Source organism: Enterobacter cloacae complex sp. IR5418 (genome assembly GCF_049238105.1).
Lineage (GTDB): Bacteria > Pseudomonadota > Gammaproteobacteria > Enterobacterales > Enterobacteriaceae > Enterobacter > Enterobacter hormaechei.
Map to the genome: position 1 here is coordinate 1 of NZ_JBMKHS010000025.1, position 16810 is coordinate 16810.

The window sequence follows — 16810 nt, forward strand, 5'->3', positions numbered from 1 at the left end:
CGTGCCGTTGTTCCGTGTCAGTGGAGGCGCATTATAGGGAGTTCTTCTGAAGTGACAAGCACTAAATACAAAAAACTTTTTGTTCGCTCACTTTTCAAACTCAACGCTTATTTAACCCGCGAATCGTCCGTTAAACGCGCAATTTCACGGGCAAAACTGGCGACCTGTGCCCAGTCGGTATAAACCACCTCTTTACGCGTATCCGTTTCCCCGCCCGTCATCTTCATGATCAGGCGGATCATAAAGCGGTCATACCAGCGGTAACGCGGGTAACGCAGCGCGCCAGCAAAAACAGAACAAATATCGGGCTGCCATGGCGAACTTAGCAAAAACTTGCGCGTATAGCTGTTGGTCTGCGGGGTACGCTTCTCCGCTTTACGGGCAACCAGGTTGACCGAGTAAAACGCGCCAGGCAGCTTAGCGAGCTCCGCCGTATGCTTTTTCACAAAGCGATCCAGCGCAGGATGGAAATGGCCATAACGAATCGACGCGCCAATCACCACGCGGTCGTAATCCTGCCAGGCAATCTGCTCTGTGCGATTCAGGTTCACCACATCAGAATAAATGCCCAGCTCTGTGAGTTCAGAAGCCAGATATGAAGCAATCTCACGCGTTTGCCCGTCACGCGTTGAGAAAAGAATTAACGTTTTCACCAATGTCTCCTTACTCACGCCAGAATGTTGGGGTAAACAGCACCAGCAACGTAAAGACCTCAAGACGCCCAAACAACATATTGGCGATTAAGATCCACTTCGCCACCGGGTTCATACTGGCAAAGTTATCCGCCACGACGCCCAGCCCCGGTCCCAGGTTGTTTAACGTTGCCACCACAGAGGCGAAGGCAGAGAAATCATCCACGCCCGTGGCGATAATCGCCAGCATACTGACAATAAAAACCAGCGCATAAGCGGAGAAGAATCCCCATACCGCTTCGAGGATACGTTCCGGCAGCGCACGGTTCCCCAGCTTGATACTGTAAACCGCATTCGGGTGGACCAGACGTTTCAGCTCACGGTTCCCCTGCTTGAACAGCAGCAGAATGCGGATTACCTTCAGACCGCCGCCCGTCGACCCGGCGCACCCGCCGATAAACGCAGAGCACAACAGCAGCACCGGCAGGAACAGCGGCCAACGCGCAATACTGTCCGTGGTAAAACCGGCGGTTGTCGCCATCGATACCACCTGGAAGAAGGCCTGGTTCAGGGTCGTGACCGCCGAGTTATAGACGTCATGGAACCACAGGACCAGGGTGCAGATAACCACCAGGGTCAGCTGGACACCAATAAACATCCGGAATTCCGGATCGCGCCAGTACACCTTCAGGCTACGTCCGCTAAGCAACGAGAAGTGTAGACCGTAGTTACAGCCTGAGATCAGCAGGAAGATGGCAATGATGGTATTGATTGTCGGGCTGTCGAAGTAACCAACGCTGGCATCGTGGGTGGAGAACCCGCCGATAGCGATAGTCGCAAAGCTGTGTCCGATAGCATCAAACGCAGGCATCCCGGCAAACCACAGCGCCAGCGCGCAGGCCACCGTCAGCAGGACATAAATCAGCCACAGGGTTTTCGCCGTTTCCGCAATACGCGGGCGCATCTTGTTATCTTTCAACGGGCCGGGCATCTCTGCCCGGTAAAGCTGCATCCCCCCGACGCCCAGAATCGGCAGAATAGCCACCGCCAGGACGATGATCCCCATCCCGCCGAACCACTGGAGCATTTGCCGGTAAAAGAGAATCGCATGTGGGAGCGAATCCAGCCCTACAAGCGTGGTGGCCCCGGTGGTCGTTAATCCGGAGAACGATTCAAAAAACGCATCCGTGACGGTGAGATTCGGTTGTTCAGAGAAGATAAACGGCAGCGCACCCACGCTTCCCAGTACCGTCCAGAACAGGACCACAATCAGAAAACCCTCCCGGGATTTCAGTTCACCTTTCTCACGACGGTTTGGCCACCACAGCAGGGAGCCAATCGTCAGCGCGACAAAAAAGGTTTGCGTAAATGCACGCCCCGCGCCGTCCCGGTAGATGAGCGCCACCAGTCCGGGAATGATCATCGTCCCGGAGAAAAGTATGACCAGCAATCCAACGATTCGGGTAATGGCACGAAAATGCATCTCTGCCGCTTCCTTAGGTATTCAATATTGTGAGGTTGGGGATTATTCTTCAATCGGCAGTAATTGCAATGAACCGCGACTAAAATCAGCGAGTTTTGCTGAAAAAGCAGCCAGTTCCGCCTGAGGAAGCGCCACGCGTAATTGCACCATTGCCTGATAATCACTGTGTGCGATGACACCGTTAAACTGTTTAAGCAGTGCTTCGATACCCGAAAGCTGGGCGTAATCGCATAACAAAGTATATTCGGTAAGTGGCGTTTTGCGGGTCGTTATCAGCTGATTAAGCGCCTGCTGGACACCTCCACCGTAGGCTTTAACCAGACCTCCGGTGCCTAACAAAATGCCCCCATAGTAGCGAACAACGACGGCGGTGATTTCACCCACGCCGCTGCCCATCAACTGGGAGAGCATGGGTTTACCGGCCGTGCCCGCCGGTTCACCGTCATCAGAAAACCCGAGCTGCTGTGAGTCGTCTGGCGGCCCTGCGACCCACGCCACGCAGTGGTGACGTGCGTCAGGATGCTGCGCGCGGACGGACTCGACGAACGCCTTCGCCGCCTCCACGCCGTCGGTATGCGCCAACAGCGTGATAAAGCGGCTTTTCTTGATTTCCTCAACAAAGGTGACCGGCTCAGCCGGTATCAGCCAGCTTTCCATCAGGCCAGCTTCAGATCTCGCGTCATGTTCTCGATGCTGTTTTCATGGATAACCACGTTATCCTCGATACGAATGCCGCCAAACGGCTTCAGCGCTTCAATTTTCTCCCAGTTGAAGTGCTTGCTGAATTGCCCTTCACGCCACGGCGCCAGCAGGGATTCAATAAAATAGATGCCCGGCTCAATGGTCAATACCATACGCGGCGCCAGAACGCGGGTGCAGCGCAGATAAGGATATTTAGACGGTGCCGCCAGGTGCGTACCGGTATCATCCTGCATAAAGCCCGCAACGTCATGAACCTGTAGACCCAGCGGGTGACCGATACCGTGCGGCATAAATGGCCCGGTCAGATCGTTCTCAACCATCGCTTCTTCGCTCATGTCTTTGACAATCTGGTGCTTACGCAGCAGTTTAGCGATGCGCTGATGGAACTGGATGTGATAATCCACGTAGCTGGTTCCGGCCTTCATGGTGCCAATCAGCGCCAGCTGTTCATCGTTCACATCTTTAATTAATTGCGCAAAATCGGTGTCTGCATTCGCCGCCCAGGTACGGGTCAGGTCTGCCGCGTAGCCGTTGTACTCTGCGCCTGCATCCAGCAGGAAGCTGCGCATCTCAGCCGGAACCTGATGATCCAGTTTGGTGTAGTGCAGAACAGAGGCATGCTCATTCAGCGCCACGATGTTGCTGTACGGCACATCGGTATCGCGGTGGCCGGTCGCCGTCAGGTAGGCCTGATTAATATCGAACTCGCTCATGCCGGACTGGAACGCTTCATGCGCCGCACGGTGACCATTCACCGCCGTTTTTTGCGCTTCACGCATGCAGTAAAGTTCATAGTCCGTCTTGTAGGCGCGATAGTAGTGCAGATAATCCAGTACGCCTTTCGGGTTGAGTTTATCTGCCGGAATATCCAGACCCAGCGCACGCTCAGGAGCCGGACCAATGTAGCCGATGTTGCCGCGCGCCGCTGGCAGCTGGCTGCCAATGCCGTCCGCTTTTGGCAGCGCAATCACGTCAATTTCTTCGGTCCAGAATGAGGTCGGCAGCGGTTCCACGTTGTGCCAGTAATCGACCGGCAGGTAGAACCACAGTTTCGGCTTGTTCACGCCATCCACCAGCAGCCAGCAATTTGGAACCTGCGTGACAGGCACCCAGGCTTTAAACTGCGGGTTAACCTTGAAGGGATAAGCATGGTCATCAAGAAAAGTATTCATCAGCTCGCCGGAGTGGATCAGCAGGGCATCCAGCTTGAAGCGGGCCAGTACATCGCGGGTACGTTCCTGTAGGGTAACGATATGATTTTTATAAAGCGAAGCCAGTGAGTCCATCATTCTTCCTTTCGTTTTTTTGACCTCAAGTCATCGCATCTTAGCACACCTCACTCCGGCTGCGTGATTTCCACCGACCGTGATCAGCGCAGCAATTTCTTAATGACTAATTTGCATTTTATTAACATAAATTCCACACTCCGTCTCATCTGGTATGACCAGATCCAATTGCTGGATTCAGGAGACCGACATGCTCTACAAAGGCGACACCCTGTACGTAGACTGGCTGGAAGATGGCATTGCCGAACTGGTGTTCGATGCCCCCGGCTCAGTGAACAAGCTTGATACCGCGACGGTGGCCAGTCTTGGCCAGGCGCTGGATGTACTTGAAAAGCAATCAGATTTGAAAGGGCTGCTGCTGCGCTCCAACAAAGCGGCCTTTATCGTTGGCGCGGATATCACCGAATTCCTGTCGCTGTTCCTGGTACCCGAAGAACAGCTAAGCCAGTGGCTGCACTTCGCCAACAGCGTCTTTAATCGTCTGGAAGATCTGCCTGTTCCAACGATCTCTGCCGTAAATGGCTATGCGCTGGGCGGCGGCTGTGAGTGCGTACTCGCAACCGATTATCGTCTGGCGACGCCGGATCTGCGCATCGGTCTGCCGGAAACCAAACTGGGCATTATGCCGGGCTTTGGCGGCTCGGTGCGTATGCCGCGTATGCTGGGTGCCGATAGCGCGCTGGAAATCATTGCCGCAGGTAAAGATGTGGGAGCTGACCAGGCGCAGAAAATTGGCCTGGTGGACGGCGTCGTCAAACCTGAGAAACTTGTTGAAGGCGCTGTTGCCATTCTGCGTCAGGCGATTAACGGCGATCTCGACTGGAAAGCCAAACGTCAGCCGAAGCTGGAGCCGTTAAAGCTCAGCAAAATTGAAGCCACCATGAGCTTCACCATCGCCAAAGGCATGGTGATGCAGACGGCGGGTAAACACTACCCGGCGCCGATCACAGCGGTGAAAACCATTGAAGCGGCAGCCCGTCTGGGCCGTGATGAAGCCCTGAAGCTGGAAAACCAGAGCTTTGTTCCGCTGGCGCACACCAACGAAGCCCGCGCGCTGGTTGGCATCTTCCTCAACGATCAGTTCGTGAAGGGCAAAGCCAAACAGCTGACCAAAAACGTTGAGACGCCAAAACACGCGGCGGTACTTGGTGCCGGTATCATGGGTGGCGGCATCGCTTACCAGTCGGCCTGGAAAGGCGTGCCGGTGGTGATGAAAGACATCAATGAGAAATCCCTGACGCTGGGCATGACCGAAGCGGCCAAGCTGCTGAATAAACAGCTTGAGCGCGGCAAAATTGACGGTCTGAAACTCTCCGGCGTGATCTCAACCATTCAGCCAGTGCTGGAATACAGCGGTTTCGACCGTGTGGACGTGGTGGTTGAAGCGGTCGTTGAGAACCCGAAAGTGAAAAAAACGGTGCTGGCCGAAACCGAAGACAAGGTGCGTCCGGAAACCGTGCTGGCCTCCAATACCTCCACCATTCCTATCAGCGAACTGGCGAGCGTACTGAAGCGCCCGGAAAACTTCTGCGGGATGCACTTCTTTAACCCGGTGCACCGCATGCCGCTGGTTGAAGTCATTCGCGGGGAAAAAACCTCCGACGAAACCATCGCCAAAGTGGTGGCGTGGGCGAGCAAGATGGGCAAAACACCGATCGTTGTTAACGACTGCCCGGGCTTCTTCGTTAACCGCGTGCTGTTCCCGTACTTCGCTGGTTTCAGCCAGCTGCTGCGCGACGGTGCGGACTTCCGCAAAATCGACAAAGTGATGGAAAAACAGTTCGGCTGGCCGATGGGCCCGGCGTATCTGCTGGACGTTGTCGGCATCGATACGGCCCATCACGCGCAGGCGGTGATGGCGGCGGGCTTCCCGCAGCGGATGCAGAAAGATTATCGCGACGCCATTGATGCGCTGTTCGACGCCAACCGCTTCGGGCAGAAAAACGGTCTGGGCTTCTGGCGCTATAAAGAAGACAGCAAAGGTAAACCGAAGAAAGAAGAAGATCCGGCGGTGGATGGTCTGCTGGCCGACGTCAGTCAGCCGAAACGCGACTTCACCGACGACGAGATCATCGCCCGGATGATGATTCCAATGATCAACGAAGTGGTGCGCTGCCTCGAAGAGGGTATTATCGCCAGCCCGGCAGAAGCGGATATGGCGCTGGTGTACGGCCTGGGCTTCCCTCCGTTCCACGGCGGCGCGTTCCGCTGGCTGGATACGCTTGGCAGCGCCCGCTATCTCGATATGGCTCAGCAATATCAGCACCTCGGCCCGCTTTATGAGGTGCCGGAAGGTCTGCGCAACAAAGCGCGCCATAACGAACCCTACTATCCCGCAGTTGAGCCAGCCCGTCCGGTTGGCGCGCTGAAAACGGCTTAAGGAGTCACAATGGAAAAGGTTGTCATTGTTGATGCGATTCGCACCCCAATGGGCCGTTCAAAAGGCGGCGCGTTCCGTAACGTGCGAGCGGAAGATCTCTCTGCGCACCTGATGCGTAGCCTGCTGGCGCGTAACCCGGCGCTGGATCCCGCTGCGCTGGATGATATTTACTGGGGCTGCGTCCAGCAGACGCTGGAGCAGGGCTTCAACATCGCCCGTAACGCGTCCCTGCTGGCGGAGATCCCGCATTCGGTTCCGGCGGTCACCGTCAACCGCCTGTGCGGTTCGTCGATGCAGGCGCTGCACGACGCAGCCCGCATGATCATGACCGGCGATGCGCAGGCCTGCCTGGTGGGCGGCGTGGAGCACATGGGCCATGTGCCGATGAGCCACGGGGTCGATTTCCACCCGGGCATGAGCCGCAACGTGGCGAAAGCCGCCGGTATGATGGGCCTGACCGCCGAGATGCTCTCCCGTCTGCACGGCATCAGCCGTGAGATGCAGGATACCTTTGCCGCGCGTTCGCATGCCCGCGCCTGGGCCGCCACGCAGTCTGGTGCCTTTAAGAATGAGATCATCCCAACTGGCGGTCACGATGCAGACGGCGTACTGAAGCAGTTCAGCTACGACGAAGTTATCCGCCCTGAAACCACGGTCGAAGCGCTTTCTACCCTGCGTCCGGCGTTTGATCCGGTCACCGGCACGGTAACGGCGGGCACCTCGTCTGCTCTGTCCGACGGTGCCGCCGCGATGCTGGTGATGAGCGAAAGCCGCGCCCGCGAATTAGGCCTGACGCCACGCGCTCGCGTGCGTTCGATGGCGGTCGTGGGCTGCGATCCTTCCATCATGGGTTACGGCCCGGTTCCGGCGTCAAAACTGGCGCTGAAAAAAGCGGGGCTGAGCGCCAGTGATATCGACCTGTTCGAGATGAACGAAGCCTTTGCCGCGCAGATCCTGCCGTGCATTAAAGATCTGGGACTGATGGATCAGATCGACGAGAAGATTAACCTCAACGGCGGCGCGATCGCCCTCGGTCACCCGCTGGGCTGCTCCGGGGCGCGCATCAGTACCACGCTGATTAACCTGATGGAACGCAAAGATGCCCAGTTCGGGCTGGCAACGATGTGTATCGGGTTGGGTCAGGGGATCGCGACGGTGTTTGAGAGGGTTTAAATTAATTGAGAGAGTGTAAATAAGGAAAAGTATCTCAAAGCCAATGACGTCAGAACAAGGCGGCAAGCGAGCGAATCCCGATGAGCTTACATTAGTAAGTGATTCGGGTGAACGAGCGCAGCCAACGCAGTTATGGCGCCATTGGCGAAGAGAGACAGTTTAGTTGCCGTTCTTCCCGCCTGTCAGGGGCGGGTTTTTTACGTTATTGCAGCAGCGAAATATCCGCCACACGCAGGAACAGCTCACGCAGTTTCTCAAGCATCGAGAGACGGTTAATACGCAGCTCTTTATCTTCCACGTTCACCATCACCTTCTCGAAGAAGGCGTCGATGACGTCACGCAGCTCCGCCAGCTCTACCAGCGCTTCCTGGTAGCGCCCTTCCGCAAAGTACGGCTCGAGCTTGTCGCGCAGCACCACAACCTGCATCGCCAGGGAAATCTCTTCCGGCTCTTTCAGCGTCGCAGCGTTTACGCGCTCGTTGAGCGTCTCGTCGGATTTTGCGAGGATGTTGGATACACGCTTGTTGGCCGCGGCCAGCGCAGACGCCGCTTCCAGCGTACGGAAGTGGGATACCGCTTTCATACGCGCATCGAAATCTGCCGGACGAGTTGGACGACGCGCCAGCACCGCCTGAATGGTATCAACGGAATAACCTTCGTCCTGATACCACGCGCGGAAACGACCGAGCATAAAGTCGATCACATCGTCCACAACCTTCGCGTTAGTCAGCTTGTCGCCGTACAGACGCACCGCTTCTTCGGTCAGCGTTTGCAGATCGAGATTCAGGTTCTTCTCTACGATGATTCGCAGCACGCCCAGCGCAGCACGACGCAGCGCGAACGGGTCTTTGTCGCCTTTCGGATGCTGACCGATACCGAAGATACCCGCCAGGGTGTCCATCTTATCGGCAATCGCCACGGCGCAGGCCACCGGGTTGGACGGCAGATCGTCACCGGCAAAGCGCGGCTGATACTGCTCGTTCAGGGCTACCGCCACATCTTCCGCTTCGCCGTCGTGACGCGCGTAGTGCATACCCATTACGCCCTGGGTGTCGGTAAATTCGAACACCATGTTGGTCATCAGGTCGCACTTGGAGAGCAGACCCGCGCGGGTGGCATGGTTAACGTCGGCGCCAATTTCACGGGCAATCCAGCCGGACAGTTCCGCGATACGGTCGGTCTTGTCGCGCAGCGTACCCAGCTGCTGCTGGAACAGTACGGTTTGAAGACGCGGCAGGTTATCTTCCAGACGTTTTTTACGGTCGGTATTGAAGAAGAACTCGGCATCCGCCAGACGCGGACGCACCACTTTCTCGTTACCGGAGATAATCTGGCTCGGATCTTTCGATTCGATGTTCGCCACGAAGATGAAGTTTGGCTGCAGCTTGCCGTCGTTGGCGTAAACCGGGAAGTACTTCTGGTCACCCTTCATGGTGTACACCAGCGCTTCTGCCGGAACGGCCAGGAATTTCTCTTCGAATTTCGCGGTCAACACAACCGGCCATTCCACCAGAGAAGTCACCTCTTCCAGCAGGCTGTCGCTCAGGTCAGCGTTGCCGCCAATTTTGCGCGCCGCGTCTTCTGCGTCCGCTTTGATTTTGGCTTTACGCTGTTCGTAGTCAGCAATGACCTTGCCGCGCTCCAGCAGGATCTGCGGGTACTGGTCAGCATTGTCGATGGTGAACTCCGGCTCGCCCATAAAGCGATGGCCGCGGATCACGCGGTCGGACGCCACGCCCAGAATGGTCGCCGGGATAACGGTATCGCCCAGCAGCAGGGTCACGGTGTGAACCGGACGCACAAAGTGTACGTCGGACGCGCCCCAGCGCATCAGCTTAGGAATGGGCAGCTTAGCCAGCGAGGTCGCGATCATATCTGGCAGCAGCGCTTCTGCACTTTCGCCTTTCACATGGGCACGATACAGCAGCCATTCACCTTTGTCGGTGGTCAGACGCTCGGCTTGGTCAACGGTGATACCGCAGCCGCGCGCCCAGCCTTCTGCCGCTTTGCTCGGCTTGCCTTCCGCGTCGAACGCCTGGGCAATCGCCGGGCCACGTTTTTCAACTTCACGATCCGGCTGGGACGCCGCCAGGTTTGCCACTTTCAGCGCCAGACGACGCGGGGCAGCAAACCACTCAATTTTACCGTGTGCCAGGCCAGCGTTATCCAGCTCGGCAGTGACGTTCGCAGCGAAAGATTCAGCCAGGCTGCGCAGGGCTTTTGGTGGCAGCTCTTCGGTGCCAATTTCCACCAGGAAAGTTTTCTCAGACATGGCCGCCTCTTATTTGTTTCGGTTGCACATCGGGAAGCCAAGGGCTTCACGGGACGCGTAGTAAGCTTCTGCAACGGCTTTGGTCAGGGTACGAATACGCAGAATGTAGCGCTGACGTTCAGTCACGGAGATGGCTTTGCGGGCATCCAGCAGGTTGAAGCTGTGGGCAGCCTTCAGAATACGCTCGTAGGCAGGCAGCGGCAGCGGAGTCTCCAGCGCCAGCAGCTGCTGGGCCTCTTTCTCGTACTGCTCGAAGCAGGTGAACAGGAAGTCCACGTCCGCGTATTCGAAGTTATAGGTGGATTGCTCCACTTCGTTCTGATGGAACACGTCGCCGTAGGTGGTTTTACCCAGCGGGCCGTCGCTCCAGACCAGGTCGTAAACGCTGTCTACGCCCTGAATGTACATGGCCAGACGTTCCAGACCGTAGGTGATTTCACCGGTGATCGGCTTACACTCCAGACCGCCAACCTGCTGGAAGTAAGTGAACTGGGTCACTTCCATGCCGTTCAGCCACACTTCCCAACCCAGACCCCAGGCACCCAGCGTTGGGTTTTCCCAGTTATCTTCCACGAAACGAATGTCGTGAATGGTCGGATCCATACCCAGCTCTTTCAGTGACCCGAGGTACAGTTCCTGAATGTTGTCGGGTGATGGCTTAATCACCACCTGGAACTGATAGTAGTGCTGCAAACGGTTCGGGTTTTCGCCGTAACGGCCATCGGTCGGACGACGGGATGGCTGCACATAGGCGGTCGCCATTGGCTCTGGCCCTAACGCGCGCAGGCTGGTCATCGGGTGTGAGGTGCCTGCGCCAACTTCCATGTCCAAAGGTTGAACAATGGTGCAGCCCTGACGAGCCCAGTAATCCTGTAAGGTCAGGATCAGGCCCTGGAAGGTCTTGGTATCAAACTTTTGCATAGTATTTCGTGCTGGATACGTGTGGTTTTAAATGGAAGGGATCAGTATACCCGCTGGCTGCAAGATATACAGTACGAAACGGGGTTGTTTAGGGAAAATTGGGGAATAAGCCCTACAGCCAGAACCTGCGAAGGCTCTGGTTGCTGCTTATACGAGCAATTTAACGCATTGAGAGATGTAAAAACTGGCCGTCTGCATCAAATGAACAGACAAAGCCCTCTTTACGTGCCGTATAGCCTTTCAGCTCATAGCTGCCCTGAAAGCGCTCGAAGCCGTTTATATGAATTTTCTGTGCTTCGGAATTATAGCGGTGAGCGGCCTGATCCCTGCACAGCTGTTCCATATTCAGGGAACGCTCCGGGCTCATTTTCCCCTGCTGCGCTTTTTGGGCAGGCATCTCCTCAGAAGCAGTGCATCCTGTTAATAAGAGCAGCAGAAAGAGTGACGCCCCACGCTTCATCATCATTTTTATTACCGCCCTGGTCAGTGGCTGTTATTTTTAGTAGCAACACGTTTATAGATTAAAGTCCGTCATTCTGCGAATCTCGCCTGCTCCCTACAAGTTAGCCTGGCTAAACTCAGAATTTTCCAAGGGAAAAGTTTTACACAATCGCAGTCACACTTTCTTTATCAGGAATACAGAGGAACTGATGCAGTCAAAAATTAACTGGATTGATAACCTGCGGGGAATAGCCTGTCTGATGGTGGTAATGATCCACACAACGACCTGGTATGTCACGAACGCGCACAGTATCAGCCCTGTTAACTGGGATGTCGCCAATATTCTGAACTCGGCCTCCCGCGTGAGCGTCCCACTGTTCTTTATGATTTCCGGTTTTCTCTTTTTTGGCGAGCGTAGCGCACAGCCGAGACATTTCATCCGTATTGTCTCCTGTCTGGTGTTTTACAGCGCCATTTCGCTGCTCTATATCGTCCTGTTCACTTCAATTAACGCTGAACGTTCCCTGCTCAATTTGTTGCAAAAACCGGTGTTCTATCATCTGTGGTTTTTCTTCGCGATAATCGTTATTTATCTGGTGTCACCGTTAATTCAGGTTAAAAACGTCAGCGGTAAAATGCTGCTGGCGCTGATGGTGATTATCGGGATCGTGGCCAATCCGAATACCGTCTCGCAAAAAATTGACGGCTTTGAATGGCTGCCCGTTAACCTCTATATCAACGGCGATACGTTTTATTACGTGCTGTACGGCATGCTGGGGCGCGCCATCGGCATGATGGAGACGCAAAAGCGAGGAGTAAACTGGCTTTGTGCGGCAGCATTTATCGCCGGTGTGTTTATTATCTCTCGCGGGACGCTGCACGAACTGCAATGGCGCGGCAACTTTGCCGATACCTGGTATCTGTACTGCGGCCCAATGGTCTTTATCTGCGCGATTTCTCTGCTGACGCTGGTTAAAAACACCCTTAATGCCCGCCCGCTTCCGGTGCTGGGGTTTATCTCTCGCCACTCGTTGGGCATTTACGGTTTACACGCGCTGGTGATCCACGCCCTGCGCACCCGCGGCGTTGAGCTTAAAAGCTGGCCGGTGCTGGATATTGTCTGGATATTTACCGTTACGCTGGTTGTCAGCCTGCTGCTGTCAATGTTGCTGCAAAGAATCGATACGCGCAGGTTTGTGAGCTAACCCGGTTGAAGGCTGGTAGGCCGGGTAAGCGTTAGCGCCACCCGGCTCCTGTTTATGACATTAGCGGCAAAAGCTGCTGATAGATTTTGCGGAACACGTCTCGTCTTTCGGCGTAGCGAGCATGATTTCTCGCATCAGGACGATGCTCCTGTTCAAGCGGCAACTGGGGCAAAAGCAGGTGCAGTGGTTTATCCGGGTTCAGCGCAATTTGCGCCAGCCGTGCCGCACCGAGCGCCGGGCCGACATCCCCCCCGGTACGATAGTCCAGCTGCAACCCGCTAATATCGGAAAGCATTTGCCGCCAGTAGCTGCTTCGCGCACCGCCGCCAATTAACGTAATGCTGGATGGCGTCAGTCCACAGTCATGCACGACATCCATTCCGTCCGCCAGAGCATAGCCAACGCCTTCAAGCACCGCGCGCGCCAGCTCTGCCGGGCCATGCTGATGAGTAAGACCGAAGAATACCCCTTTCGCTTCCGGGTTGTTATGCGGCGTCCGCTCGCCGGAAAGGTACGGTAAAAACCAGACCGCACCGGCATTATCATCCGCCTGCTGTGCCGCTGCGATAAGCGCCGGGACGTCCGCCATTCCGGTAAGCTTTGCCGCCCAGTCGAGGCAGGAAGCCGCACTCAGCATCACCGACATCAAATGCCATTTACCCGGCAACGCGTGGCAGAAGCTGTGTACTGCGCTTTCAGGGTTACTACGATAGCCGTCACTGACGGCAAAATAGACGCCGGAGGTGCCGAGCGAGAGCATGGCCTGCCCAGCCTCGACCATGCCTACGCCGACCGCCCCCGCCGCATTATCGCCGCCGCCAGCGACAACAGGTACGGCTGGCATATTCCAGCGTTCAGCAATGGAAGGCTGCAAAGCGCCCGTGATTTCACTGCCTTCAAACAGCGCAGGCATATGGTCGCGCGTCAGTTGGCAGGCATCCAGCATCGCCTCGCTCCAGTCCCGTTTCGCCACGTCAAGCCACATCGTGCCCGCGGCGTCAGACATGTCGCTGGCAAAATCCCCCGTCATGCGAAAACGCAGGTAGTCTTTAGGCAACAGAACCTTCGCTACCTGACGGAAAATTTCGGGCTCATGGCGCTGCACCCACAGCAGTTTTGGCGCGGTAAAACCGGGCATCATCAGGTTGCCCGTAATCTCGCGGGACGTGGGCACACGCTCTTCAAGGATCGCACACTCTTCTGCACAGCGGCCATCGTTCCAGAGAATAGCCGGGCGCAGAACACGATGCTGGCTATCCAGCAACGTTGCGCCATGCATTTGCCCGGCAATACCCAGCGCTTTCACGTCGCGCAGGCTGTGCTGCTCGCCTAAGGCTTTCATCGCGCGGTCCGTCGCCTGCCACCACTGCTCCGGATCTTGTTCCGACCAAAGCGGATGCGGACGTGAAACCTGCAACTTTTCAGTCTGCGTGGCTAACACATCGCCCTGCTCGCTTAACAGGATGGCTTTCACCCCCGACGTGCCAAGATCGATCCCGATGTACATTGTGGTGACTCCTTTAACAGAAATGCCCGGTGGCGCTGCGCTTACCGGGCCTGGATGCTGTTATTTATCGAACAGGTAGTGATTGACCAGGTTTTCCAGCAACTCCTGATGGCCGCTCTGGTGCTGCGGCGCCAGCTGATGCTGTTCAGCGTACTTCGCGATCTCCGCAAGGGATAACTGACCTTTCAAAATTTGCTGGCCCAGCTCACTGTTCCAGCCGCTGTAGCGCTTCGCCACGCGCTTATCCAGCTCGCCGTCTTCAATCATACGGGCCGCCACTTTCAGCGCCAGCGCCATGGTGTCCATCGCGCCAATATGACCATAGAACAGATCGTATTTGTCGGTGCTCTGGCGACGTACTTTGGCATCGAAGTTCAGGCCGCCGGTGGTGAAACCACCCGCTTTGATGATTTCGTACATCACCAGTGCATTTTCTTCGACGCTGTTCGGGAACTGGTCGGTATCCCAGCCCAGCTGCGGATCGCCGCGGTTCGCATCCACCGAACCAAAGATGCCCAGCGCAATCGCAGAGGCAATTTCGTGATGGAATGAGTGGCCCGCCAGGGTGGCGTGGTTAGCCTCAATGTTCACTTTGATCTCTTTTTCCAGACCAAACTGCTTCAGGAAGCCATACACGGTGGCGACATCATAATCATACTGATGCTTGGTTGGCTCCTGTGGTTTTGGCTCAATCAGCAGCGTACCGCGGAAGCCGATTTTGTGTTTGTGGTCCACCACCATCTGCATAAAACGGCCAATCTGCTCACGCTCCTGGCGCAGATCGGTATTCAGCAGCGTTTCATAGCCTTCACGACCGCCCCAGAGCACATAGTTCTCACCGCCCAGCTGATGCGTGGCGTTCATTGCGGTCACAACCTGGGTTGCCGCCCAGCTGAAGACTTCCGGGTCCGGGTTGGTTGCCGCGCCCGCGCCATAGCGAGGGTTGGTAAAGCAGTTAGCCGTACCCCAGAGCAGCTTGACGCCGCTTTGCTGCTGTTTTTCAGCCAGTACGTCGACCATCTGCGCGAAATTGTTCAGATACTCTTTCAGCGATGCCCCTTCCGGCGACACGTCCACATCGTGGAAACAGTAGTACGGCACGTTCAGTTTATGGAAGAACTCGAACGCGACGTCGGCTTTACGCTTCGCCAGCTCGATGGCCTCGCCCGGCTGCTGCCATGGACGGTCAAAAGAGCCCACGCCGAACATATCGGCACCGTTCCAGCAGAAGGTGTGCCAGTAGCAGGCGGCAAAGCGCAAGTGATCTTCCATGCGCTTACCCAGCACCAGCTCATCCGGGTTGTAGTGACGAAATGCTAAAGGATTGGTCGTTTTCGTGCCTTCGAAACGAACGCGATCGAGTTGGTCGAAATAAGCTTGCATATTGAGCTCCATAATCAGGGTATGCGGCGTGGTCTTGCTTCTGGAGTAATAGTGAATAGACATTGGGGGTTGCTCAATTACGTTATTTCACACTGCTATTGAGAGAATGCGCAATTGTGCGCTGGCTCGCAAAATAATGTGCAGACAAACTATTTTTCGGCGCGCATTCCAGAATCAAATGTAATTAATAGGTTACGCTTTTTAAAATCCGATCGCGGTCATAAATTCAGAAATAAACCAAATATCGTAATGAGAAGATAAAAATCTGTAATTGCCAGCAGGACTTTCCACGTTAAAAATTTGCTGCGTCTCAGCAGTGAATGTTTCTTTTATCTCAGCGACACATACCCCTACAAAAGGCCTAATAATTATGAAGATAAAGAACCTGACCCTAACGCTCTGCACCACTCTCCTGCTTGCAAGCTTTGCCGGTCACGCCAAAGAGGTCAAAATTGGCATGGCAATCGATGACCTGCGCCTGGAGCGCTGGCAAAAAGATCGCGATATCTTTGTTAAAAAAGCGGAATCTCTCGGCGCGGAGGTGTTCGTGCAATCCGCTAACGGCAACGAAGAGACGCAAATGTCGCAAATCGAGAATATGATCAACCGTGGCGTCGATGTGCTGGTCATTATCCCGTATAACGGCCAGGTATTAAGCAACGTGGTGAAAGAAGCAAAACAGGAAGGCATAAAAGTCCTGGCTTATGACCGCATGATTAATAATGCGGATATTGATTATTATATTTCCTTCGACAATGAAAAGGTGGGTGAATTACAGGCTAAAAGCCTGGTCGCAAAAGTGCCTCAAGGGAATTATTTCCTGATGGGCGGCTCGCCTGTGGATAACAACGCCAAGCTGTTCCGCCAGGGGCAAATGAAAGTGCTGAAGCCGTATATCGACGAGGGCAAAATTAAAGTCGTCGGCGACCAATGGGCTGATGGCTGGTTACCGGAAAACGCGCTGAAAATTATGGAAAACGCGTTGACCGCAAATAACAACAAAATCGATGCGGTGGTGGCCTCTAACGATGCTACTGCGGGTGGCGCCATTCAGGCGCTTAGCGCGCAGGGTCTGGCCGGAAAAGTCGCTATTTCCGGTCAGGACGCCGACCTTGCGGGTGTCAAACGCATTATCGCGGGGACTCAGACCATGACGGTCTATAAGCCCATTACCGAGCTTGCCAATACGGCCGCTGAAATTGCCGTTGAGCTGGGCAATGGTCAACAACCTAAAGCAGACGCGACGTTAAATAATGGCCTGAAAGACGTACCTGCTCGCCTGCTTACCCCTATCGAAGTCAACAAAGAGAATATTGACGCCACGGTGGTGAAAGACGGTTTCCATAAGAAGAGTGAACTGTAATCCAGCGCAGCCCCTGCCCGGCAGGGGCGCATCGTTCTGCCCTGTTCATCTGTCGGGCTATG

13 protein-coding genes are annotated in these 16810 nt (G+C 55.4%); 4 read left to right on the forward strand and 9 right to left on the reverse strand.

The window, feature by feature from the left end; translation table 11 throughout:
- Positions 1-107: 107 nt before the first annotated feature.
- Genes hemG through pepQ form a run of 4 tightly spaced genes read right to left on the reverse strand, consistent with a single transcriptional unit; the run spans position 108 to position 4103 of the window.
- Positions 108-653 carry a menaquinone-dependent protoporphyrinogen IX dehydrogenase gene (gene hemG / locus ACOTX7_RS17440; RefSeq protein WP_032673450.1) on the reverse strand — a complete coding sequence of 182 codons (546 nt, stop codon included), beginning with the start codon at positions 651-653 and terminating at the stop codon, positions 108-110.
- Between the two features lie 10 nt (positions 654-663).
- Positions 664-2115: a Trk system potassium transporter TrkH gene (trkH, locus tag ACOTX7_RS17445; protein WP_006808591.1), complete on the reverse strand. Its 1452-nt coding sequence runs from the start codon at positions 2113-2115 to the stop codon at positions 664-666.
- A gap of 42 nt (positions 2116-2157) precedes the next feature.
- Positions 2158-2772 (reverse strand): IMPACT family protein, encoded by a 615-nt coding sequence (locus ACOTX7_RS17450; protein ID WP_006808592.1) that lies wholly within the window; start codon positions 2770-2772, stop codon positions 2158-2160.
- Entirely contained in the window at positions 2772-4103 is a 1332-nt protein-coding gene (gene pepQ, locus ACOTX7_RS17455) for a Xaa-Pro dipeptidase (protein ID WP_032673451.1), read from the reverse strand. Before pepQ ends, ACOTX7_RS17450 begins: the two co-directional genes overlap by 1 nt.
- A 190-nt stretch (positions 4104-4293) precedes the next feature.
- Between pepQ and fadB the strand changes: the two genes are divergently transcribed.
- Positions 4294-6483: a fatty acid oxidation complex subunit alpha FadB gene (gene fadB / locus ACOTX7_RS17460; protein ID WP_221256629.1), complete on the forward strand. Its 2190-nt coding sequence runs from the start codon at positions 4294-4296 to the stop codon at positions 6481-6483.
- A gap of 9 nt (positions 6484-6492) precedes the next feature.
- Positions 6493-7656 (forward strand): acetyl-CoA C-acyltransferase FadA, encoded by a 1164-nt coding sequence (gene fadA, locus ACOTX7_RS17465; RefSeq protein ID WP_006808595.1) that lies wholly within the window; start codon positions 6493-6495, stop codon positions 7654-7656.
- A gap of 202 nt (positions 7657-7858) precedes the next feature.
- Here the strand turns inward: fadA and glyS are convergent, their stop codons facing one another.
- The 3 genes from glyS to ACOTX7_RS17480 form a co-directional block, all read right to left on the reverse strand.
- Positions 7859-9928, reverse strand: a complete 2070-nt coding sequence (gene glyS, locus ACOTX7_RS17470; protein ID WP_221256630.1) for a glycine--tRNA ligase subunit beta — start codon at positions 9926-9928, stop codon at positions 7859-7861.
- A gap of 9 nt (positions 9929-9937) precedes the next feature.
- Complete coding sequence (glyQ, locus tag ACOTX7_RS17475; RefSeq protein ID WP_003860141.1) at positions 9938-10849, reverse strand: glycine--tRNA ligase subunit alpha; 912 nt, start codon at positions 10847-10849, stop codon at positions 9938-9940.
- A gap of 160 nt (positions 10850-11009) precedes the next feature.
- A complete protein-coding gene (locus ACOTX7_RS17480) occupies positions 11010-11315 on the reverse strand; it encodes a YsaB family lipoprotein (protein WP_006808597.1) in 306 nt (101 codons plus the stop codon).
- 184 nt (positions 11316-11499) lie between these two features.
- On the opposite strand from ACOTX7_RS17480, the gene ACOTX7_RS17485 reads away from it, so the two are divergent.
- Positions 11500-12495 (forward strand): acyltransferase, encoded by a 996-nt coding sequence (locus tag ACOTX7_RS17485; protein ID WP_221256632.1) that lies wholly within the window; start codon positions 11500-11502, stop codon positions 12493-12495.
- Positions 12496-12547: 52 nt separating this feature from the next.
- Here ACOTX7_RS17485 and xylB read toward each other — a convergent pair whose 3' ends face one another.
- Both xylB and xylA read right to left on the reverse strand, forming a co-directional pair.
- Positions 12548-14002: a xylulokinase gene (gene xylB / locus ACOTX7_RS17490; protein ID WP_221256633.1), complete on the reverse strand. Its 1455-nt coding sequence runs from the start codon at positions 14000-14002 to the stop codon at positions 12548-12550.
- Between the two features lie 60 nt (positions 14003-14062).
- Positions 14063-15385 (reverse strand): xylose isomerase, encoded by a 1323-nt coding sequence (gene xylA / locus ACOTX7_RS17495; protein ID WP_026080557.1) that lies wholly within the window; start codon positions 15383-15385, stop codon positions 14063-14065.
- 370 nt (positions 15386-15755) lie between these two features.
- On the opposite strand from xylA, the gene xylF reads away from it, so the two are divergent.
- Positions 15756-16748 (forward strand): D-xylose ABC transporter substrate-binding protein, encoded by a 993-nt coding sequence (xylF, locus tag ACOTX7_RS17500; protein WP_006808602.1) that lies wholly within the window; start codon positions 15756-15758, stop codon positions 16746-16748.
- Positions 16749-16810: the final 62 nt, after the last annotated feature.